The organism is Flavobacterium caseinilyticum (assembly GCF_004349085.1).
Taxonomy (GTDB): Bacteria; Bacteroidota; Bacteroidia; order Flavobacteriales; family Flavobacteriaceae; genus Flavobacterium; species Flavobacterium caseinilyticum.
Genome location: NZ_SMFM01000003.1, coordinates 103,187 through 125,805 on the forward strand (window position 1 = coordinate 103,187; position 22,619 = coordinate 125,805).

Annotated in this window: 18 protein-coding genes and 1 tRNA gene; 8 read left to right on the forward strand and 11 right to left on the reverse strand. The window is 35.3% G+C overall.

Features of this window, described 5'->3' with window-relative positions; translation table 11 throughout:
• Window positions 1–2,238 (reverse strand): carboxy terminal-processing peptidase, encoded by a 2,238-nt coding sequence (locus tag E0F89_RS08905; protein WP_131909458.1) that lies wholly within the window; start codon window positions 2,236–2,238, stop codon window positions 1–3.
• A 210-nt stretch (window positions 2,239–2,448) separates the two neighbouring features.
• On the opposite strand from E0F89_RS08905, the gene surE reads away from it, so the two are divergent.
• The 5 genes from surE (at window position 2,449) to E0F89_RS08930 (ending at window position 7,375) form a co-directional block, all read left to right on the forward strand.
• Window positions 2,449–3,228, forward strand: a complete 780-nt coding sequence (gene surE, locus E0F89_RS08910; RefSeq protein ID WP_131909459.1) for a 5'/3'-nucleotidase SurE — start codon at window positions 2,449–2,451, stop codon at window positions 3,226–3,228.
• Window positions 3,221–3,493: a hypothetical protein gene (locus tag E0F89_RS08915; protein ID WP_131909460.1), complete on the forward strand. Its 273-nt coding sequence runs from the start codon at window positions 3,221–3,223 to the stop codon at window positions 3,491–3,493. The genes surE and E0F89_RS08915 overlap by 8 nt, the downstream gene beginning before the upstream one ends.
• A gap of 88 nt (window positions 3,494–3,581) precedes the next feature.
• The gene (gene lpxB / locus E0F89_RS08920) at window positions 3,582–4,694 is read left to right on the forward strand and encodes a lipid-A-disaccharide synthase (protein WP_131909461.1); all 1,113 of its coding nucleotides are present in this window, start codon (window positions 3,582–3,584) and stop codon (window positions 4,692–4,694) included.
• Between the two features lie 30 nt (window positions 4,695–4,724).
• Window positions 4,725–5,243 carry a C40 family peptidase gene (locus tag E0F89_RS08925; RefSeq protein WP_131909462.1) on the forward strand — a complete coding sequence of 173 codons (519 nt, stop codon included), beginning with the start codon at window positions 4,725–4,727 and terminating at the stop codon, window positions 5,241–5,243.
• Between the two features lie 95 nt (window positions 5,244–5,338).
• Window positions 5,339–7,375, forward strand: coding sequence for a ComEC/Rec2 family competence protein (locus E0F89_RS08930; protein ID WP_131909463.1), 2,037 nt, complete (start codon window positions 5,339–5,341; stop codon window positions 7,373–7,375).
• A 4-nt stretch (window positions 7,376–7,379) separates the two neighbouring features.
• Here the strand turns inward: E0F89_RS08930 and E0F89_RS08935 are convergent, their stop codons facing one another.
• From E0F89_RS08935 to E0F89_RS08950, 4 genes are read right to left on the reverse strand one after another with little or no spacing between them, the layout of a single operon-like run.
• On the reverse strand, window positions 7,380–7,838 hold the full coding sequence (locus E0F89_RS08935) for a thioredoxin family protein (RefSeq protein ID WP_131909464.1): 459 nt from the start codon (window positions 7,836–7,838) through the stop codon (window positions 7,380–7,382).
• Window positions 7,839–7,884: 46 nt separating this feature from the next.
• Window positions 7,885–9,690 (reverse strand): peptide MFS transporter, encoded by a 1,806-nt coding sequence (locus E0F89_RS08940; protein WP_131909465.1) that lies wholly within the window; start codon window positions 9,688–9,690, stop codon window positions 7,885–7,887.
• Between the two features lie 5 nt (window positions 9,691–9,695).
• Window positions 9,696–11,240: a peptide MFS transporter gene (locus tag E0F89_RS08945; RefSeq protein ID WP_131909466.1), complete on the reverse strand. Its 1,545-nt coding sequence runs from the start codon at window positions 11,238–11,240 to the stop codon at window positions 9,696–9,698.
• A 9-nt stretch (window positions 11,241–11,249) separates the two neighbouring features.
• Window positions 11,250–13,421: a S9 family peptidase gene (locus tag E0F89_RS08950; protein ID WP_131909467.1), complete on the reverse strand. Its 2,172-nt coding sequence runs from the start codon at window positions 13,419–13,421 to the stop codon at window positions 11,250–11,252.
• A gap of 179 nt (window positions 13,422–13,600) precedes the next feature.
• Here E0F89_RS08950 and E0F89_RS08955 point away from each other — a divergent pair, with 179 nt between their 5' ends.
• Together E0F89_RS08955 and E0F89_RS08960 are read left to right on the forward strand one after the other, a co-directional pair.
• Window positions 13,601–14,917 carry a hydroxymethylglutaryl-CoA reductase, degradative gene (locus E0F89_RS08955; protein WP_131909468.1) on the forward strand — a complete coding sequence of 439 codons (1,317 nt, stop codon included), beginning with the start codon at window positions 13,601–13,603 and terminating at the stop codon, window positions 14,915–14,917.
• A gap of 60 nt (window positions 14,918–14,977) precedes the next feature.
• The gene (locus tag E0F89_RS08960; RefSeq protein WP_131909469.1) at window positions 14,978–15,895 is read left to right on the forward strand and encodes a GYDIA family GHMP kinase; all 918 of its coding nucleotides are present in this window, start codon (window positions 14,978–14,980) and stop codon (window positions 15,893–15,895) included.
• A gap of 122 nt (window positions 15,896–16,017) precedes the next feature.
• On the opposite strand, the gene E0F89_RS08965 is transcribed toward E0F89_RS08960, so the two are convergent.
• The 6 genes from E0F89_RS08965 to E0F89_RS08990 all read right to left on the reverse strand — a co-directional run bounded on the left by E0F89_RS08965 (window position 16,018) and on the right by E0F89_RS08990 (window position 22,273).
• Complete coding sequence (locus E0F89_RS08965; protein ID WP_131909470.1) at window positions 16,018–18,114, reverse strand: peptidylprolyl isomerase; 2,097 nt, start codon at window positions 18,112–18,114, stop codon at window positions 16,018–16,020.
• A gap of 108 nt (window positions 18,115–18,222) precedes the next feature.
• The gene (locus E0F89_RS08970) at window positions 18,223–19,482 is read right to left on the reverse strand and encodes a hemolysin family protein (protein WP_131909471.1); all 1,260 of its coding nucleotides are present in this window, start codon (window positions 19,480–19,482) and stop codon (window positions 18,223–18,225) included.
• Between the two features lie 2 nt (window positions 19,483–19,484).
• Window positions 19,485–19,682, reverse strand: a complete 198-nt coding sequence (locus E0F89_RS08975) for a hypothetical protein (RefSeq protein WP_131909472.1) — start codon at window positions 19,680–19,682, stop codon at window positions 19,485–19,487.
• 11 nt (window positions 19,683–19,693) lie between these two features.
• On the reverse strand, window positions 19,694–20,248 hold the full coding sequence (lptC, locus tag E0F89_RS08980; protein WP_131909473.1) for an LPS export ABC transporter periplasmic protein LptC: 555 nt from the start codon (window positions 20,246–20,248) through the stop codon (window positions 19,694–19,696).
• A 47-nt stretch (window positions 20,249–20,295) separates the two neighbouring features.
• A complete protein-coding gene (locus E0F89_RS08985) occupies window positions 20,296–21,546 on the reverse strand; it encodes a hypothetical protein (RefSeq protein ID WP_131909474.1) in 1,251 nt (416 codons plus the stop codon).
• On the reverse strand, window positions 21,539–22,273 hold the full coding sequence (locus E0F89_RS08990) for a type III pantothenate kinase (RefSeq protein WP_131909475.1): 735 nt from the start codon (window positions 22,271–22,273) through the stop codon (window positions 21,539–21,541). Before E0F89_RS08990 ends, E0F89_RS08985 begins: the two co-directional genes overlap by 8 nt.
• Window positions 22,274–22,371: 98 nt before the next feature.
• Here E0F89_RS08990 and E0F89_RS08995 point away from each other — a divergent pair.
• Window positions 22,372–22,444: transfer RNA gene (locus E0F89_RS08995), tRNA-Phe, on the forward strand.
• The last annotated feature ends 175 nt before the right edge of the window (window positions 22,445–22,619 follow it).

Below are 22,619 nucleotides of genomic sequence, written 5' to 3' on the forward strand. Positions count from 1 at the left end.
TTAAGATTTCGCTAATTTATCCTTTTTTAATTTAACAGGGATGTTTTTTTTAGAAATAGCTTTGGCTTGCAAATCGTCCAAAACGTTTAGCGCCTCCTCTACGTAAATATCTTTCGATAATGCCTCATGCCAACTCTCTCTCTTTTGCTTTAATGTCAAATCCTTTTTCATAGCTTCAATTTCATTCGGCAATGAAGTAAATAACAAGTTGTTTTTATAATTTACTATTGGCTTGTATTTTTTCGCTTGTTCTTCAATCTGGTTTTGGGCAGTTTTAAATTTATCAATATTCAAACTGTACACATTTTCTTCGCTTCTGCTATCAATCCATTTAGCGTTGTCTTCGATCAATTGAAACTGCGGATTAGCACTAATCCTATTTTTACTATTAGCGATTGCCTGATTAAAGTTGGCATTATTACTCCAAACATTATAATCAGCGGGGTCAATTTTATCCCATGGCATTGCATTATCTATATCACGCTCTCCCATTTTTAGATAAGCGTAGCGATCTGGCATGACGATATCACTTCTCACTCCTTCTAGCTGAGTAGAACCTCCGTTGATTCTGTAAAATTTTTGAGTTGTAGTTTTGATAGCTCCTAAATCTCCCACAGAACTACTTCTTACAAATTGGTTCAGATCGATAACATTTTGAACTGTACCTTTTCCGTAAGTTTGCTTACTTCCGATAATAATTCCTCGTTTATAGTCTTGAATTGCCGCTGCCAAAATTTCAGAGGCTGAAGCAGAGAAACTATTAACCATAATTACTAAAGGTCCGTCCCATTCAATTTTCTTGTCTCTATCGTACAACACTTCTTTTTTTCTGCCGGCAGATTTAATCTGAACAATAGGCCCTTGCTCAATAAACAACCCGGCAATATCTACCACAGTTGATAACGAACCACCTCCGTCATCGCGAACATCCAAAACGATTCCGTTTACTCCTGCCTGTTTGAGTCGATCTACTTCAATTGCAATATCTTTACCGGCATCTCTGCCGTCTTTATTTTCAAAATTAATATAAAATTTTGGTAGATAGATTACCCCGTATTTCAGTCCGTTTTTATTGACTATACTAGATTTGGCGTACGTTTCTTCAATTTCAACAATATCTCTGACAATAGAAATCACTTTTATTGTTCCGTCTACTTTTTTAACGGTTAAACGTACTTCGGAACCTTTCGGACCTTTAATTTTTTTGACAACATCATCCAAACGCATACCGACAACATCTACTGCTTCTCCATTTCCCTGACCGACTTTCATTATTAAATCGCCAGCTTCTAATTGTTTTCCTCTCCAAGCCGGACCTCCAGATATAAGTTCTGAAATTTCTGTTAAATCATTCTTTTTCTGTAAACGCGCTCCAATTCCCTCTAATATACCGCTAATACTAACATCAAAACGCTCTTTTTCTTCTGCTGCAAAATAATTCGTATGCGGGTCAAAACGAGCTGTTATTGAATTTATATAAACAGAAAACCAATCATTACGGTCTAAATCATTCATAAATCCGAAATACTCGTCCAGCGACTTTTTCGCGCTTTCTCTGGTTTCTTTTTCTAGTTCAGCAAAAGTTTTCGGTGTATTGTTTTCTGAAGATTTTTCAATTTTAGCTTTTTCAGCAGGATCAACAGTGGTTTTTGCTGATTCATCAGTAGCTTTTCCAACACTTTCCTGCGTTTTGATACGATCTGTCAATGAAGACAGGGTTGACAACTTAATTTGTTTACGCCATCTTTCCTTCAACTCAGCAACCGTTGCGGCATAAGGCGCTTTTTCATAATCAACATTGAAACTTTCATCAATAGAATAGTCAAATGGCCGACTAAATACATCTTTGTAAATCACTTTACTTTCTTCCATTCTTTTCATCAATCGATCGTAAGTCAGAGAAAAAAAAGTCAAATCTTTATTCAACAATTGGTCATCTAACTGAGTTTCATATTTTGAAAATTCGTTGATATCAGCCTGTAAAAAGAAACGCTTAGAAGGATCTAAGGCTTCAATATAATCTTTGTAAATTCCTTTAGAGAAGTCGTCGTCGATTGTAGCGGGACTGTAATGTCCTTTCTCGATAACAAAAGTTAATAACTCTAAAAGCAATTTATCTTTTTCAGGATCACTAGCTTTTGAGGCATTTAATTTAAAGGCAAATAATGTCACCGAAATAAATACAACGACAAGGATAATCTTATAATGTCTTTTCATAAAGTTCAGAATAGTATTCATCAATTTTTAATCTAAATTACGGTAAAAACTATGCCAACATCAGCAGGCTCCCCATAAATTTTTGTTAAAGATAAAAAATCTTTCTTTTGTTTTAAATTAAATGAATCAACATAACAAATTTTTGTATTTTGTTCACTCATTCCAATCGGTGTTATTACATTTGTTGGTTGAAGATATAAACAATCAATTCTTTATTTGGCATTTAAAAGCATGAAAAAATCTAGACCATTAATCTTAATAACGAATGACGACGGTATTTCAGCACCCGGACTTCGCGCTCTAATTGCTGTGATGGCAAAAATAGGAGAAATCGTTGTTGTGGCTCCCGATAACCCGCAGAGTGCCATGGGACATGCCATTACGATAAACAGCACTCTTTATTTGAATAAAATTTCAAAAGATGGCGATCCTTTTATAGAATATAGCTGCTCCGGAACGCCTGTGGATTGCGTGAAATTAGCGGTGAATGAAATTCTAAAACGAAAACCTGATCTCTGTGTTTCCGGTGTAAATCACGGATCCAATTCTTCGATAAATGTAATTTATTCCGGTACAATGAGTGCGGCAGTTGAAGCGGGCATTGAGGGAATTCCAGCCATTGGTTTCTCGCTGTTGGATTATGACTGGAACGCAAATTTCGACGCTATCAAATCATTTATCCGCAAAATAGCTTTGGAAGTTTTAGAAGAAGGATTGCCGGAAGGCGTTCTTTTGAATGTGAATTTTCCAAAATTAAAAGAAGAAGACATCAAAGGAATCCGAATTTGTCGCCAGGCGAAAGCGTTGTGGGTAGAAAAGTTCGACAAAAGAAAAACGCCACAGGGTAGGGATTATTACTGGCTTGCAGGTGAATTTGTAAACCAAGACAAAGGCGTTGATACAGACGAATGGGCATTAGAAAACGGTTATATATCAGTTGTACCCGTTCAATTTGACCTAACTGCGCATCATGCGATACAACAACTTAACACCTGGAAATGGAATGAATAAAATAGACTTATTAGTAGGTTTTCTGATAGGATTCGTAACGACAATCTTAGGGAGTTATATTTTTATAACCTTGTTTACTGAATTCGAATTTATTGCGGGTATTCAGATCATGAAATCCCAAGGAAATCTGGGCAAAATCATCACTTTAGGATCCATTCTAACTTTAATTGCATTTGGCGTTTTATTAAAAATGAACAAAGAATTAATGGCTCGAGGTGTAGTTTTAGCTGTTATTGCTTTGGCGATTATCACTTTATTTATTTAAAGTTTAACTTTGCAGACTAGCACAGATTATAAATCATAGGACTTTATAAGCTCAACAACTGAATTTAGAATTTCCCAATAAATAAAACATGAAATATTATATAATTGCTGGAGAAGCTTCAGGTGATTTACACGGTTCTAATTTGATGAAAGAACTTTATAAAAAGGATCCGGCTGCTGACATCCGTTTTTGGGGCGGCGATTTGATGAAAAATGTCGGCGGAACATTAGTCAAGCATTATCGCGATTTGGCATTTATGGGTTTTATTGAAGTAATTTTCAATCTGAAAACTATTCTCAAAAATATTAAAACATGCAAAAAAGACATTTTAGGATTTCAGCCTGATGTACTTATTTTTATTGATTATCCGGGTTTTAATTTGCGCATTGCCAAATGGGCGAAAGCATTAGGGATGAAAACACATTACTATATTTCGCCTCAAATCTGGGCTTGGAAAGAAAGCAGAATTACTGACATTAAGCGTGATATTGATAAAATGTATGTCATTTTACCTTTTGAAAAAGAATTTTATGAAGTGAAACACAATTATCCTGTGGAGTTCGTTGGCCATCCGCTGATCGATGCTATTGATAATCAAACCGCCGTTGATCCCATACTTTTTAGAAAAGAAAATCAACTAAACGAAAAACCGATCATCGCTATTTTGCCAGGCAGCCGAAAACAGGAAATTACCAAAATGTTGTCTGTTATGTTAAGCGTTGTAAATGATTTTCCAGACTATCAATTTGTGATTGCTGGCGCTCCGAGTCAGGAATTTTCTTTTTATCAAAATTTTATCACACAAGAAAACATAAAATTCATATCCAACAAAACCTATGATTTGTTGCGCAATGCAACTGCGGCGCTTGTTACCTCGGGAACCGCAACACTGGAAACGGCGCTGTTCAAAGTACCCGAAGTGGTTTGCTACAAAGGCAGTTGGGCTTCCTACCAAATTGCGAAACGAATTATTACGCTCAAATATATTTCACTGGTTAACTTAATCATGGATGAAGAGGTGGTAACCGAGTTAATTCAAGAGGAATGTACTACAAAACGAATTCGCCAGGAACTTCAAAAGATATTGGAATCTAATCATCGCGATACTCTTTTAGAAAAATATGCGTTATTAGAACAGAAATTAGGAGGCAAAGGCGCCAGTAAAAAAACCGCGGAATTTATTATTTCTGATTTACAGTAGCTTGCAATCCTTTAATTAAAAAATACAATTTTGAAAAACTCCCTGTCTCTGCTGTTACTTGTCATCTTGTTTACGGCATGTAAATCAACATCCCCAATTATTACTTCAAAAAAAGGAGCGCCAAAAGAGAAATCAACTCGATCTGAAAAACGAGAAACAAATCGTCTGGCTGAAAAACTTATTGATGAAGCTGAGGAAAATCTGGGAGCAAAATATAAATATGGCGGAACTACAAAGGCGGGTTATGACTGTTCCGGATTGGTTTTTACAGTTTTTGATTCCCAAAACATTCCACTTCCGCGCAATTCTTATCTGCAGTCAAAAAAAGGGGTTGTTTTGAACCCTAAAAATGACGAGGCTCAAAAGGGTGATTTAATATTTTTTAAAACAAACAAAAACAGTCAAATTAATCATGTAGGAATCGTGATTGAAGTTAACGATGATGAAATCAAATTCATCCATTCCTCTACTTCAAAAGGAGTAATTATTTCCTCAACGAAAGAACCCTATTATAAAAAAACGTTTGTTCAAATCAATAGAATTCTTTAATTAGAAGCTGCTATTAATATAAATTAAAATTTTTTAAAAATTATTTTATTGACGGAATAAATTCCTTTCTTGCTTAAAATGTGTACTTTAGAGTTATGAAAGTACTATATTTCCCGTTAGCGAGAATAACAATTGGGTTTATTTTAGGATTGCTTTTTGCCTATAACCTGCATCCATCGATTTCACTGATTTTTATTGTGCTCACGATTTCGTTAAGTGTTCTGGGTACGTTTTATTTTGTGTCTAAAAACAAACGTGAAATTTCGTTATACTTTAGTTTTGTTACTTATTTTTTGTCATTTATAGTTGGCATTTCAACCCAAATTATCCATACTGATTCTTTCCAAAAAAACAATTACATACACCGATCGGCTGTTTTCGAAAAACCACATTCACTTTCTCTAATCATAAGAGAAAAACTAAAAAGCTCCGCATTTAGTGAACGCTATATTGCACTTATTACACATATTGACAACCAGGAACAAACGGGCAGAATTATCCTCAATATTCAAAAGGACAGTATGCATCAGCAATTTCCGATTGGAACTTCTTTGCTTGTTGAAGGGATTTTATCTAAAAACAAACCACCAAACAATCCAAACCAGTTTGACTACGGTAAATATTTAGAAAGCAAACAAATTTATGCCCAGCTATATGCCGATGTTTCTGATATAAAAATTGGATCCGACATACAGAAAAACATCTGGTACTACTCTTCTAAATTACGTTCTCGCATTATAAGGAATTTAGAAAAAAACAACTTCAACAAAACTGAACTGAATGTAGCAATTGCTTTAATAATGGGGCAGCAGCAGGACATTTCCCCAGAAATAATACGGGATTATCAGTTCGCGGGAGCAGTCCACATATTATCAGTGTCGGGGCTGCACATTGGATTCATCTTACTTTTTGTTACTTTTATTTTAAAACCTATTTCCAATACAAAACGAGGTTCCTTCATTAAGTTAGTCATTATACTGATCTCATTATCCCTTTTTGGAATCATTGCAGGTTTGGCGCCTTCAGTAGTCCGTTCGGTGACCATGTTTTCCTTTGTGGCTATTGGAAATAATCTGCGCAGAAGTGTCAACATTTACCATACTTTGATAGTTTCTATATTATTGATTTTACTTTTCGAACCTTCTTTCCTTTTTGATATTGGCTTTCAATTGAGCTATATCGCCTTATTTTTCATCATTTGGCTACAACCGCTGTTATCATCAATTTGGCAGCCAAAAAGCAAAGTTTCAAAATACATTTGGGACATTCTCACCGTTTCATTTGCTGCGCAAATAGGTACGTTACCACTTAGTATTTACTATTTTCATCAGTTTCCTGGACTGTTTTTTTTGACCAATTTATTAATTATTCCTGTTCTGAGCATCATCATGATTCTGGGAGTTCTAGTTATGCTGTTAGCGGCATTTAATGGCATTCCTGTTTTCCTTTCAAGACTATTGGAATGGAGTATCTATTATTTAAATAAAGTGATAAATGCAATTGCATCATTAGAGCAGTTTATCATTCAGGATATTCCATTGCACGTGTCTCTAATGGTGACAGGTTACTTAGTAATTATAACAATTGTTATTTGGTTTAAAAAACCCAGTTTTAATAGAATGACAATTTTATTAATCGCAGTTGTTATTTTCCAAATTTCAAATTTAAACAGTAAAAGAAGCGTTGAAAAAGAACAGGAATGGGTAATTTTTAATCTAAAGAAAAACACACTGATAGCGGAACGTGATGGAAAAAATATAACCGTTTACTCTAATGACAGTATTTTGAAAACATCCCAAAAAAACAACACACTAAAGTTTTACAGAATAGGAAATTATAGTCGTTTAGCCGCAAAAAAAGAGTTGAAGAATTATATATATTTTAAAGGCAAAAGGATATTTGTATTGGATAGTTCCGGTATCTATCCAAAAAATAGTAATCCAGATATTCTCATACTTACACAATCTCCCAAAATTAACTTAGATCGCTTGTTTCAAAATATGAGACCAAAAATGGTTGTTGCAGATGCATCAAACTTCAAGACCATTCAAAAAAAATGGAAAGCGAGTTGTGCCAAAGAAAAAATCCCCTTTCACGCAACGCTTGAAAAGGGATTTTATAAATTGAATTAATAAATTATTTTTTAAGGAATTCATTTGCTGTATCAATCCAGGCAGCTGGTCCGCCAGCCACATAGCCTGTACTTCCTAACCCTTCAAAATTGACTTTTCCGTCTTTGGAAGTACCATTGACAAGTATTATTGTAGGGAATCCTTGAATTCCGAAAATTTGTTGCAGTTCATTATTCTGCTTCTTAATCTCAGGTGTCTGAACCGCTCTCCTTGGATAATCCAATTCGACCAAAACGACATTTTCTTTTGCCCAAGCAGCAAATTCCGGCGTCTTTAAAACCTCCTTTTGCAATCGGATGCACCAACCACACCAATCACTGCCAGTAAAAAATAACAGTAGCGGCTTTTTAGTTTCATTCGAAATTTCTAAAGCTTTAGTGACATTGGTTTCCCAAACTAATTCTTGTGCTTCGGCAGCAAATGAGCCAGCAAACAATAACAGAGCAACTATAATTTTTTTCATATTTACAATTTTTATTGGTTGATAAATCAAAAACGATGCCTAAAACTTATCTTACACCATGCATTAATTTCTTAATAACCGGTGTCATGGCAACGGAGAACAAAGCTACGACAATTGAGATAATAGTCAACATCCAAAAGAAATAACTTAATCCGTGCTCATTTGCAATTTTATCAATATTTTCTCCAAACATACCCGCACCTTTCATTCCGATTGCTACCGCTAAATACCAAACACCAAACATGAACGCAATCATACGAGCCGGAACTAATTTACTCACATAAGACAATCCAACCGGAGAGATACACAATTCAGCCATAGTATGGAAAAGATACACTAAAATCAACCAAATCATACTTACTGAAGCCGTTTTTGCACCTGCTTCGATTCCGCTTGCGCCAAAAGCTACACAAGCCATACCAAGAGCTAACAATCCCATTCCGATTCCGTATTTCAAATTCGCCGAAGGATTGTATTTACTTTCCCACCATTTAGAAAACAATGGTGCCAATGAAATAATAAACAATGAATTTAAGGTAGAAAACCAAGTTGCGGGAACTTCCGTTAATGCCGTGGTAACTTTGTCAATTTTCAGTGTCTGCAAAGTTGCATCTGATAAGGTCAAATATCCTGCTGTGTAATAATCTCTAGTCAACATCCAGATTGCTATTGCCCAAATGATGATGAAACTGATGCTCAGAATAATATTTGCAAGAGCGTAAAATTTAAATGTTTGCTTGAACAATAATATCAACACCCAAGTAATAATAACTAATGGCAAAATTGTGATTAATGAATTGACTACTAAAAATACGACGCTCCAATTACCCTCTAAAACTCTGTCTGTATAATCACTTGCAAAAATGGTTAAACTGTTTGGAGACTGCTCAAAAATAGCCCAGAAGAAAATAGTCAGAAATGCAAAAAATGTAACCGCAATTAATTTTTCTTTTGTAATTTGAGAGTATTGCGTAAATCTGTAAATCAACAAGATAATAAATACAACTAACGCGGAAATAATTGCAATAGCGTTTCCATTAGGTCCAAGGAAAGAAAAAACATTCACTTTACCACCTGAGATTTTAGAAGCAGGATCATTTACAAGCCATAATAAAGCTAAAATAGAAGAGAAAGCGATTGCTGCTAATTGTATTGGAGTAAATGGGTTTCTTTTATCCGTATCCAAAGCTTCCGCTTTGGCTTTGCTTTCTTTATTTGGTTTCAAACCAATATCTCCAAAAATATCTTGAGACAGCCAAAACTGTAACATTCCGAAGAACATAAAGATTCCGGCTAAACCAAATCCATAGGTCCATCCTACTTTTTCTCCTAAATAACCACAAAGCAAAATCCCGAAGAACGCTCCGGCATTTACGCCCATATAAAACAAAGTATACGCACCATCTTTCTTTTCAGGACGGTCTTTGTACATTTCAGATACGATTGATGTCATGTTTGGCTTAAAAAAACCATTTCCAAAGACTAATAATACTAATCCTAAATAAATAGAAAATTCGGTTTCAACCGCCATGGAAGCATGTCCTAAAGTCATCAAAGTCGCACCGACAACCACAGCCCATCTAAAACCAATTACTTTATCGGCAAAATAACCACCCAACATGGTAGACAAATAAACCAAACCTACATAGGATCCAAATAAAGCAGAAGCATTTTCACGCGTCCATTCCCAACCACCATCTGTAAAGGAAGCTGTTAAAAATAATATCAATAGAGAACGCATTCCGTAGAAGGAGAAACGCTCCCACATCTCTGTGAAAAACAAAACGAATAATCCCGCAGGATGACCTAAAACGGTACTTTTAAAAAATTGATCTGTAGTATTTTGACTCATATTATTTAGTTATTTAATTCTTTATCTACTCCGTGCATTAATTTTTTTATTATTGGCGAAAGTACTAACAGTAGCAATCCAAAACCAAGTCCTGTGTAAAATAAGTACTCAAAAAGCACTAAGTAACTTTGCTTGGCTAAATTTAAATCAGGTGCTGTACCATTTGTTGTATCGACAGAAGCTATATTCGCTAAAATGGAAGCTATAAATTCAGAACTGGCTGTTGCCAAAAACCAAACGCCCATCATGAAACCAACGATTTTTGTCGGCGATAATTTAGTCACTGCAGAAAGTCCTACCGGTGACAAACATAATTCTCCACAAGTGTGTAAAAGGTATGTAATAACCAACCAAATCATGGCTACTTTCCCCATCCCTGACAAACTAATTCCTAAAACTAATGATCCAAAACCTAAGCCTACCAACAACAATGCTATTGAAAATTTCACGGCAGTATTTGGATTATATTTCCCTAGCTTTACCCATAACCAGGCAAAAACCGGTGCTAATAAAATTATAAATAAGGCATTAAGACTCAAAAATTGGCTAGCGGTTATGGTGTAGCCAAAAACTGTTCGGTCTAAAATACGGTCTGCAAATAAATTTAATGAAGTATATGCTTGTTCAAATAACGCCCAAAAGATAATTGTAAAAACAATCAAAATGGTTAAAGCCATTAATTGCTCTCTTGCTTTTTTATCCAATTGCGTAACGGCATAATAAACTATGTAAACAAAAGAAACTGCACCAGCAAACATCAAGGTATAAGAAACTACTTCGTGACGCTGCACCATTTGCCAAAAAATCAATGCGGAAGATGCGCTTAGTAAATAAATTAGCCACTCGTTCTTTATCCCAAACAATCTTTTTTCCAGAATTTCAGGAACGGTACTTTCCCCTTTCCCCATTAAAAATTTCTTTCCTGAAATAAAAGTCAATAATCCAAAAAACATTCCAACACCAGCTGCTGCAAAACCATAACTCCATCCATACGTTTCTCCTAGCCAACCACAAATTAGTGTAGCCATAAACGACCCTAAGTTGATTCCCATATAAAATAACGTGAATCCGGAATCTCTCCTTTTATCACCGGTTTCATATAATTCTCCTACTAATGAAGAGATATTGGCTTTTAGAAAACCAACCCCTACAATTATTAACGATAATGAAAAGTAAAATATTTGCAAGGCAGTTTCGTCCCGCGTAATTGCGCCAGTCATGGATTGTGTTGCGGCATTTCCTTCATAAGCCATTCCTACATGACCTAATACAAGCATTATTCCTCCAAAAACAATGGCTTTTCTAAACCCCAGATACCTGTCGGCTATAAAACCACCAATTACCGGAACGGCATACACCAACGCGGCATAACTTCCAATTAATAAATTCCCCGAAGTATCCGAAAACAAATGGTACTTTGTCAGATAAAATATCAGTAAGGCTTTCATTCCATAAAAGGAGAAACGTTCCCACATTTCGGTAAAAAACAATATAAAAAGCGCTTTTGGATGTCCAAAAAATTCTTCCTTATTCAATGCGTCGTTTGTCATAAAGCGCTATTATAAATTTTCTTTAATAAAATTAGTCATTTTGGTGTACAATTGAATTCTGGTTTTTCCGCCGTAAATCCCGTGATTATTGTCTGGATAAATTTGGGAATCAAATTGTTTATTGGCCTGAATCAAAGCTTCCATCATTTGCATAGAGTTTTGAACATGCACATTATCATCTCCTGAACCATGGATTAAAAGGAATTTCCCTTTCAATTTATCCACATGATTTATTGGTGAATTCTCATCGTAACCGCTAGCATTTTCCTGTGGCGTTTTCATGTAACGCTCTGTGTATATGCTGTCATAAAACCTCCAGTTTGTTACCGGAGCTACAGCAATTGCCATTTTGAAAACATCATTCCCTTTAAGGATACAATTAGAAGACATAAATCCTCCATACGACCAGCCAAATATACCAATTCTAGTTTTATCCACAAATGAATAATTACCGATCACTTTGGCAGCATCTATTTGGTCTTCCACTTCGTATTTCCCTAATTCATTTTGCGTCGATTTTTTAAACTCAGCTCCTTTAAAACCAGTTCCTCGTCCGTCAACGCAAGCCACAATATAGCCTTGTTGTGATAACATCATAAACCAATAATCATCGGTACCATTCCAGTCGTTGTTGACTTGTTGTGAACCCGGGCCAGAATATTGGTACATGAAAACCGGATATTTTTTAGCCGGATCAAAATCTTTCGGTTTAATCATCCAAGCATTTAGCTCATTCCCTTTTGCCGTTTTCAAAACAAAAAACTCTTTAGCAGGCAAATCATAGCTTTTTAGCTTTGCAGCCAATGATTCATTGCTTTGAATAATTTGAACTTGTTTGCCAAATTTAGCTTCGTTCAACGTATAAGTGGTAGGTTGAGCCGCGCTAGAAAACGTGTTAATGTAATATTGAAAATTCGGGCTGAAGGTTGCCGCATTCGTTCCTGTAAATTGAGACAAACGTATTTTATTTTTTCCGTCAAGTCCTATTCTGTAAACGTCTCTATTGATAGATCCATTCTCCACTGATTGATAGAAAACAGTATTTGTTTTTTCATCTAAACCATAATAATTAGTTACTTCCCATTTTCCTTTGGTCACTTGATTTTTCAATTTCCCGTTTTTGTCATATAAGTAAATATGATTGAAACCGTCTTTTTCGCTGGTCCAAATAAAACTGTTGTCTTTCAAAAAAGTTAAATTATCAGTTACATCAACATACGCTTTGTCTTTTTCGTTCAAAACTACTTTTGCAGCTCCTGAATTACCGTCGATAAATAACAAATCCAAATTGTTTTGGTGACGATTCAATACCTGCGCAGACAATGTATTCGCATCGTTGGTCCATTTCATTCTGGCGATATAAAAATCATTGTATTTACCCAAATTTATGTTTTTTACTGCATTCGAATTGACATCATAAACGTGTAACGACACTACCGCGTTCTTCTCCCCTGCTTTTGGATACTTAAATGTTTGCATTGTTGGATATAAATCTTTTCCAAACATGGACATCGAAAATTCCGGAACTTGACTTTCGTCAAAACGAATGTAGGCTACTTTTTTGCTGTCAGCGCTCCAGTCAAAAGCCTTTACGAAAGCAAATTCTTCCTCGTAAACCCAATCCGTAATACCGTTAATAATGCTGTTTTTTTGTCCGTCTGTAGTTATTGGAGTTGATTTATCAGAAGCTAAATCATATACATACAGATTATTTTCTTTGGCGTAAGCAATCTTTTTTCCATCAGGTGAAAAAGTAGGTTCCTGAACCTGAAAATCGAATAGTTTTCTTAATTTTTTATTGTTGATGTCATACAAATAGTAATCAGCAGTAAATGAGTGGCGGAAGATTTGATTGGTGTTGCAAGCCAATAAAATCATTTTTTCCGAAGCGTCAAAAGTATAACTGTCAATCCCGGCAGATAATTCTCTGTGCGATTTTGTATCTATTAATGTAGACACTTTTTTTAGTGTGGCAAAATCATACAAATCAATCTGCATGCTTCTGGACTGCCTGTCGGCATTCAAAACCGTGTACTGGTTTGTGTTTTTCAACGATTGCAATTCATCCATTCCCTGAGCACGAAAAGTGCCGTTGTAAATTTCATCAATTGTGATTTTTTGTTGACCAACAACCGTAAAACACAAGAATAAAAATAATGCTATAATTTTTTTCGAATACATACTATTTATTTAAAGATAAAAACCGTCAATTTTAGTGAAAAAATTACAATTAATGGTCATTTTATATGTTAAATGTAAAAATTAATATAAAAAATAACCTTCTGCTGAATATAATTTGATTGTAAATAAAACGGCTAAAACCGTATCTTTGCGACTAATTACACCATAATCAATTGAGAATGAACAAGGCTATTAGCGGATTTTCTAAATTATCCAAAGAAGAAAAAATTAAATGGATTGCCAATCAGTATTTTTCAACACCTACAGAAGCCGTCGCCTTGCTGAAAAACTACTGGAATTCTGATGAAAAAATACAGAAATTACATGATGAATTTATCGAAAACACGATAACCAATTTCTACATTCCACTGGGAGTTGCCCCTAATTTCCTGATTAATGGAAAATACAACACTATTCCCATGGCTATTGAAGAAAGCTCTGTGGTTGCCGCTGCCGCAAAAGCTGCTAAATTCTGGTCCACTCGTGGCGGATTTAAAGCAACCGTAATCAATACCGAAAAAATTGGTCATGTTCATTTTATCTATAAAGGCGATGTTTCAAAATTGAATTTGTTTTTTGCCCAAAACAAAAGCAAATTTTTCTCAGAAACCGAGTCGATTACCACCAATATGCAAAAACGCGGTGGCGGAATTTTAGACATCGTTCTAAATGACAAAACTGATTTATTGCCGAACTATTTTCAGCTGCATGCCACTTTTGAAACCAAAGACAGCATGGGAGCAAATTTCATCAATTCGTGTCTGGAACAATTTTCCAAAACTTTAAAAGAAGAAGCGCACAATTATGCGTTATTTACAGAAACGGAGAAAGAGATTGAAGTAGTTATGAGCATTCTTTCCAATTATGTTCCAAATTGCATCGTAAGAGCGGAAGTTTCTTGTCCAATAGAAGAATTAGAAGAAAAACACATTCTAAATCCACAGGAGTTTGCCGAGAAATTTGTGCAAGCCGTTCAAATCGCCGAAGTGGAGCCCTATCGTGCCGTAACGCACAACAAAGGAATCATGAACGGAGTAGATGCTGTAGTTTTGGCTACTGGAAATGATTTCCGTGCCGTTGAAGCCGGAATTCACGCCTATGCTTCCCGAAACGGAAAATATTCCAGTCTTTCCCATGCCAAAATAGAAAACGGTATTTTTACTTTTTGGCTGGAAATCCCTTTAGCGTTAGGAACTGTGGGCGGTTTGACTTCCTTGCATCCATTGGTAAAATTATCACTGGAAATGCTGGAAAAACCATCCGCCAAGGAATTAATGCAGTTTGTAGCCGTAGCGGGTCTGGCCCAAAACTTCGCTGCTTTACGTTCTCTAACTACAACAGGAATTCAGGAAGGACATATGAAAATGCATTTGAACAACATCATCAACCAGTTTGAAGCCACTGATGAAGAAAGCATTTTAATAAAAAAATATTTCAAAAAAAATACCGTATCGCATAGCGCTGTGGTCACCTTTATTGAAAATTTAAGAAAATAACATTGATTTTTGATATCCCTATCAGGGTTTAAAACCCTGATAGGGATTAAAATAAGAGTAATGAAAAAAACATTCTATAGCAACGGAAAACTTTTAATCACAGGAGAATATCTGGTTCTGGATGGCGCCAAAGCTTTTGCATTACCCACAAAAATGGGACAAAATCTGATTATAGAAGAAGGAAGCAACAAAGAAATCATTTGGAAAAGCTACGATGCGGATGGAAGCATTTGGTTTGAAGACACCCTTTTATTTTCTGACATTTCTAAAGAAGTCAATCCTGAAAATGAATCGGTCAAAGCTACACTTACGACCATTTTGCACGAAGCTTTTAAACTAAATCCTGATTTCATTACTAATTCAGACGGCTACGTTATCAGTACTGAGCTTGGTTTTCCGAAAAGCTGGGGACTAGGTACGTCATCTACCTTAATAAACAACATTGCCCAGTGGTTGCAAATAAACGCCTACACACTGCTTAAAAACAGTTTTGGAGGAAGTGGCTACGATATTGCGTGTGCTCAAAACGAGACCGCAATTATATATCATCTGGAACAAGGAAATCCTGTTATTGAAAATGCATCTTTTGATCCGGATTTTACTGACAACCTTTACTTTGTATATCTTAATAAAAAGCAAAGTAGCAAAAGCGCAATAGCAGCCTACAATATCAATAAAAAGAACGATCTGGCAAAGACCATAGCTGCCAATGATCAGATCACCATGGCAGTACTGCGAGCGACTACGTTGCAGTCTTTTGCTGCAGCGATAGAAAAACATGAAATCGCAATGAGCTCAATACTGGAAATGCAGACTATTAAGGAATCATTATTTCCTGATTTTGATGGTGTGATAAAAAGTCTGGGAGCTTGGGGAGGCGATTTTGTGATGGCAGTTGCTGAAGAAAATCCAACGCAATACTTTAGATCTAAAGGATACAAAACTGTTGTGCCTTATGATGAGATGATATTATCCTGATTTTTAAAATTAGATTCCTATCTGACTCTTTGAAGACTTTTAAGTTAAAGTACATAAAAAGCAAAATCCCGATACATTCAATATGTATCGGGATTTTTTTATATTCACTAATTACTCTGTAATTAGTAATTAAATTCTAATCGATTGTCTTTTATTTTAGCGTTAGCTTTCAATGCAGGAACAACTCTGTTTGCATCTGCTGCACTTTGTGCTTTTACTTTAGCCACATATGGAGCGTGATTTTTCAAAGCCGGAGCTTTTACAGTGCTTGTGTTTTTAACCACATAAACTCCCGTATTTCCCTCAATTGGAGCCGACATTTTATTTGCCGCTAAAGCAAATGCATTACCAACTACTTTTGCTTCTTGACCAACTCCTGGCAACATTGTGTTTTCCATAGTAAGACCTGCTGCTTGCTGTACTGTTGTTCCCACCGCTTTTGCAATTGCCTCCAATGAAGAACCAGTCATTTTAGCTTTGATTAACGCTGCTTTTTTCATATTTTTAAGTATTGGCTCTACATAAGGTCTCACTAAAGATACCGCTACCAAGCCTGACTTATCAATGCTCTTGACTTTTGCAATAACGTGACCTACATTGGCCACTTCAAATCTTTTTACAGATCCTGCTTTAACTCCGTCTTCAAAAGCCCATCTTACAATTGATCTTTGATTTCCTAAAGTACCAAAATTTTCATCCATTCCTTTAACAGAAACTGCAGGAGTAACAGTAAGTCCCATTTCCTTAGCTACTTTATTAAAATCTCTATCAGAAGCATCCATTTCAAATTTAGTTGCTTGCGTAAAAATTTTATCCGAAGTAACTTCAGAAGGCTCTATTTTTTGAGCCACAGTTGCTAAACGAATTCCGTCTTGTTTGTCTGTAACTTTTATAATATGAAAACCGAATGGAGTTTCCACTAAACCAACTTTACCGATTGAATTATTAAAAACAAAATCATTAAACGGTTTAACCATTTGGTTTGGACCAAAAAAACCTAAATCACCACCTTGTTGTGCCGAAGAATCATCCGAAGATGTAAAAGCCAACATCAGGAAACTGTCTGGATTAGCATTGACTTGTGCTAGAATCTCCTCTGCTTTTACTTTCGCTTGTTCTTTTGTTCGTTTTTCTTTTTGATTAGGAACCTGCGTTCCATCATAACTGATTAATATGTGACTTGCTTTCGCATTTACTCCTGGCTTCATTCCCATAGATTTAGAAACACAAATGTATTGTCCAAACACATATGGCCCGTAAACTTCTCCCGGAGCAAGGTTAAATAATTTATCGGCATCTACAGCTGGTAAATCTTTTTTAGGAATATAAGTGGAATCATAAGGAACATCTGAATTTGAATTCACAAAATCAATTGTGTTCGAAGTCGTTCTAAATCCTGCTAAAGTGTCATTCTTCCCTGTTGCTTGGTTGTATACCACGCTTCCTGACAGTAATGCATTTATCTTTGATCTCACCTCAGTTTCATCACTCGCAGATGCTTTGTCTTCAATCAAGACATATTCTACTTCGCGAGATTCGTCCGCTTTGTATTTTTTCTCATTTTTTTTCATGAAATCCACAATTTCAGCATCGGTAATTTTTACATCACTATCTTTAATTGTAGAATATAAACCAGCAACATAAGCGAAATTCACTTTGTTAGCCTCCATTTCATATTTGAACTTTCCTTCACTTTCTGTGGTGAAAACTGCCGCTTTAACCAATGTTGTATACATTTGATATTTAGCATTCAGATCAGCATCTTTCTCTCTATCTTTTAAAAACTGCGCTTGTGCAGGATTAGCTCTAAAGTATTCTTTGAATTTTGCGACATCAAAAACACCGGCAGAATTTAAAAACAATGGATTAGCACCGATATTTTGATCAGCTTTTAAAACCTCTAATAAGTGTTTTTCACCTACTCTCAGTCCTAATTTTTCAAATTCAGACGTCAGCAAAGCAATCGAAACTTCTTGCTCCCACACTTGGTTGGCTGCAGCTGTTGAAGTAATACCTTGACTACTTTTCTCAACATTGCTTACTTTAACTCGAAAATCTTCAAATGAAATATTTTTTCCGTCAATGCTTCCCACATCTTTTGATGTCGTGTTGAAACCGCCACTGTTGAATATATCGCCTATGATAAATGCTAATAAACAAAACCCGATAACGAGTATCATAAGAAGCGAACGTTGTCTAATTTTTTGTAAAACTGCCATTTTATTGTTGTTAATTTTTATATTCAGTTTGCGAAAATACAATTATCTAATTAATAATAATAGTAGTAGCGTTTTATTTTGCAAGAAATTTTATTTTCTTAAAAAAAATCACTCTTGTATGGTCATTTTCACTAATTCTATTTTCTTATTTGTAGCTTCCTCAATTATAAAATGATAAGCACCAATGGTTATTGCATCCCCTTTTTCAGGAATTTCTTTTGTAAAATCGACAATGAAACCGCCCAGCGTCCCGTACGAATCACCCTCCGGAATTTGGAGTTTATAGGTGTCGTTTAAGTATGCGACATCAAAACGAGCTGAAAAAACAAAAACACCAGCTGCGACTTCCTTCTCCACCAACTCTTCACCGGAATCATGCTCATCCTCTATTTCACCAAAAAGTTCTTCAATGATGTCTTCAAGAGTAATGATTCCTGATGTTCCGCCATATTCATCCAAAACAACAGCCACGCTTTTTCGTTTTTTGGTAAGCAGGTTCATCGCATCTTTTATAAATATTGTTTCCGGAACAAACTCAACCGGAATTACAATTTCCTTGACACTTTTTGGCTTTTTAAACAAATCAAAAGAATGAACATAACCAACTATATCATCGAGCGAATTTTGGTACACCACAATTTTCGAATAGCCCGTTTCTATAAATAACTGCTTTAATTCTTCGATAGAATCAAAAAGATCTACCGCGATAATTTCAGTTCTGGGACTCATCACGTCTCTGGCCTTGACCCCTGAAAATTCCAAAGCATTTTGAAACATTAATATTTCCGAATCGACGGTCTCGCTATCCTCCACGCTACTCATTTGCTCCGTAATGTAATTTCCAAGCTCTAATTTACTGAAATAAAGCTGAATCGTGTCCCCTTCCGTTTTAAAGAATTTCCTTAAAATAAAATCTGAGATCTTAATAAAAATAGCGGCAATAAAATAGAACAATTTGTAGAAAAGATAGGCTGGAACCGCAAAGAATTTGATTAAGGAATTAGCATAAATTTGAAAGAAAATTTTAGGAAGAAACGCTGCGGTGAGCAACATTACTAAAAAGGAAATCACAATTTGCAGCAACAAATTCAACCAGTCTGAGAAATAATACCCCCAATCGATGGCCAAGCGCAGCAGCAGATCGCCCATGTAAAATCCATATATAACCATAGCTACAGAATTTCCAATTAACATGGAGACTATAAAGTTGGTCGGTTTTTCGGTAAGTTTGGTAAGAGTTTTTGAGACGAAATTATCTTGTTTTTTTTCAATTTCAAGATAAATTTTATTGGAAGAGACAAAGGCTATTTCCATTCCCGAAAAAAAAGCGCTTAGTATTAAACACAATATGATAATACTAATTTCCATTGTTAGGATTTTTTGTTGCGATCGTCAAATTTTTTGGCAAATTTTCTTCTGAAGAAAAACATAAAAACAGCCAATCCAGCTATCATAAAACTTAACCATGGTGTTTCTGTTTCAGGATTATTTAGTTTAGTGAAACCATCATAAATGAAATAGGCTCCAAAGACAAGATAAACGTATTGTGTGTATTTTAGGTAATTCATGTTGTTATTTTTTATTCGTTCGTTTCTACTTCGCCCGTTATTTTTTGGGAATAGATCACTTTAAAATCTTTACTAAAATCGATTCCCTGCCCATTAGAACTTCCTTTGGGATCCGTAAATTTAAACCTTCTTTCGGTAAAAAACCACTCGTTTTTTTGATCAAAATACAGTTGCTCCGTTTCCATGGTTTGACCATCCTCGGTAATTATTTTTACATTTCCCTGTAAATCGATAATATTTGTTCCTTTATACGAAATGGCGTAATTAGAACTGATAAAGGTTTTCTTCGCTTTCTTGTCGAATAAAGTAACATTAACTCCTTTAGGGAATTCCGTAAAAGGGAAATCAACACTGGCGTAATCCAACATTTTTGGACTTGCCAGAACAGCAGTTATGCGGCCAGAATCGGTGTATTTCAGATTTACCTGATCAGCATCGCTGGATGGAATAAATTCTGAAAAATTAATCTTTTGTATTTCCTTAAAATTACTTTCGCAACCAAAAAACAGTGTCACAGCCAAAACTATGACAAAGGATATCCTATACTTTTTTTGGAATAAAGTCATACGCTGAACTTGAAAAAGAACTTTGACAATAGTGCCTATTCTTAGCTTTAATTGAATTTTCTTTTCACAAACCACTGATCATTAAGCGAGAAACTTACACTAACATTCGCATAGTTTTCTTCCACTAAATTAGATTGGATTGTACCTTTTTTACCTAGTTCTAACCCCACATTTATGTTGGAGAATGTTCCACTCAATGGCAATCCTAATCCAAGAGTCAGTCCCATGTCATCTATAGATTCTGAATTAATAATCAAACCTGTTTTTTCAAATCGCACTCCACCTCTGTAAGTGATTCTTTTAGCGTAACTCGAAAATGAGTTGGCATTTGGAATAAAATAACCTCCGATACTATATTTTGAGCCCTTTTCGTAAGTCACATTATCAATTGCATTGTAATTATTGCCTAATGCGCCTGCATCTTGAAGTGAATAACCAAGTCCTAACAGCCATTTTCTTGACTCACCAAAACCTGCCCCTACACTATATTTGCTTGGCATTTCAAGGTTTCTCTCTGTTTTAACGTCATCAAGCGGGTCAACAACCACTAAATCAAAATTAGAATTAAAAGCTACAGTGGAAATATTTCTGTTGTTTTTAGCCTTTAGAATACTTTCCAAACCATAATTTAAGCTACTGAAAAATGAGATTTTTTTAGTTATTTTGGTTTGATACATCATTCCAAAATTGAAGTTTACTCCAGATAAGTCAACTGTATTTAATTCTCGAGTTCCTACCGGAACGTCTGTAATAAACTCAAGATTATTGGTTTCTATTTTTCCAAAATTATAATTTACATCAGCGCCGACACTGAAATTTGGAGCAATTTTAACCCCTACTCCTAAAAAAGCTTTATTTAATCCGCCAGTTCCGTTAAAACGTCTGCTATTTTCTGAGGGATTCGCTGCAAGAGTTTCAATTTTATAACCAACGGATGAATACGGAACCAATCCAAAACCAACACCAAATTTCCCCATAGGCAAGCCTACTGCCAAATAATCTAGGGTGGTTCTATGCGTATTTACCGATTCGCCATCCGCTTTCAACTTTGTAGTTGCCAACGAACCTCCTAAAGTAAAGGTCGTTAATTTTAGACTGGCGTAACTTGCGGGATTTTGCAAATTGATATGAATACTATCTTGTTCAATAGCTATTCCTGCCATCGATCGATTTTCAAGCGTTCCTTTGAAACGAATGTCACCAATTCCGTAAAAAGAATAAGGAGAAGCCGTTCCTTCCTGAGCAAAAGACACTAATGATAAAAGCAAACAAGCGCTTACTATAATTTTTTTAATCATTTTTGATTTTATATTGAAATGTTTGATTCAAACTTTCCAGCAGAAAATTTGAATTGGCAAATATGGTATTTTTTAATCGTTTAGCCAAAAAATCTGTATCACCGCCCGTTAAAATTATTATAAAATTTGAATACCGTGCTTTATATTCATTAATAAAACCGTCAATCTCATAAACGAAACCATTTACTACGCCAGAATGAATCGACTGAGTCGTGGAAGTTCCGATAAAATGGTCTGGACTTTCTAATGACAACAAAGGAAGTTTCGCCGTAAAATTATGCAGTGCTTGGTAGCGCAGTCGCAATCCTGGAGCAATTGCTCCGCCTAAATAATTATTTTCCTCATCAATAAAATCATAGGTTACACAGGTTCCTGCATCAATAACCAATCTGTTCTGACTTGGAAACTGCAGCGTTGCCCCGGCAGCCAGAACCATTCGGTCAATCCCTAAAGTTTTAGGAGTTGCGTAACAATTATGAAATGGAAAAGAATCTTGATGAGACAGAAAATGCACATTCAAAACTTTATTATACTCTAAAAACGACCGTTTTTCGACATCACCAACAGACGAAACAACCATATTTGTTATTTTTTCAAAATTTTTTAAAATATTTTGAATATTTTTTTGAAGTTCTATTTTCGAAAAAACAAAAATCTCAGAAAGGGTAGCACCCTCAAAAACAGCTGCTTTAATTCTGGTATTTCCAACATCGATAACTAAAATCATAATTTGGTTTTTGATGTTGCGAAGGTACGAATTGATTTTTTTTAAAAAATGTTTTGGATAAACTAAAAATCATTCTATATTTGCACCCGCAACAGCGAGGTACCTTAGCTCAGATGGTAGAGCAATGGACTGAAAATCCATGTGTCCCTGGTTCGATCCCTGGAGGTACCACAAAACCCGAATAGAAATATTCGGGTTTTTTGTTTTTAATTGCTTCTTGACAGCATGTTTTAAGAATGAGTTCCTATTGAAAACCAAATTGCACATAATTCAATACTTACAGCTTCAATGTAGAAATTATAAAAAAACCGAATCCTTATTTAACGGTTAATTTATTAAATAATTT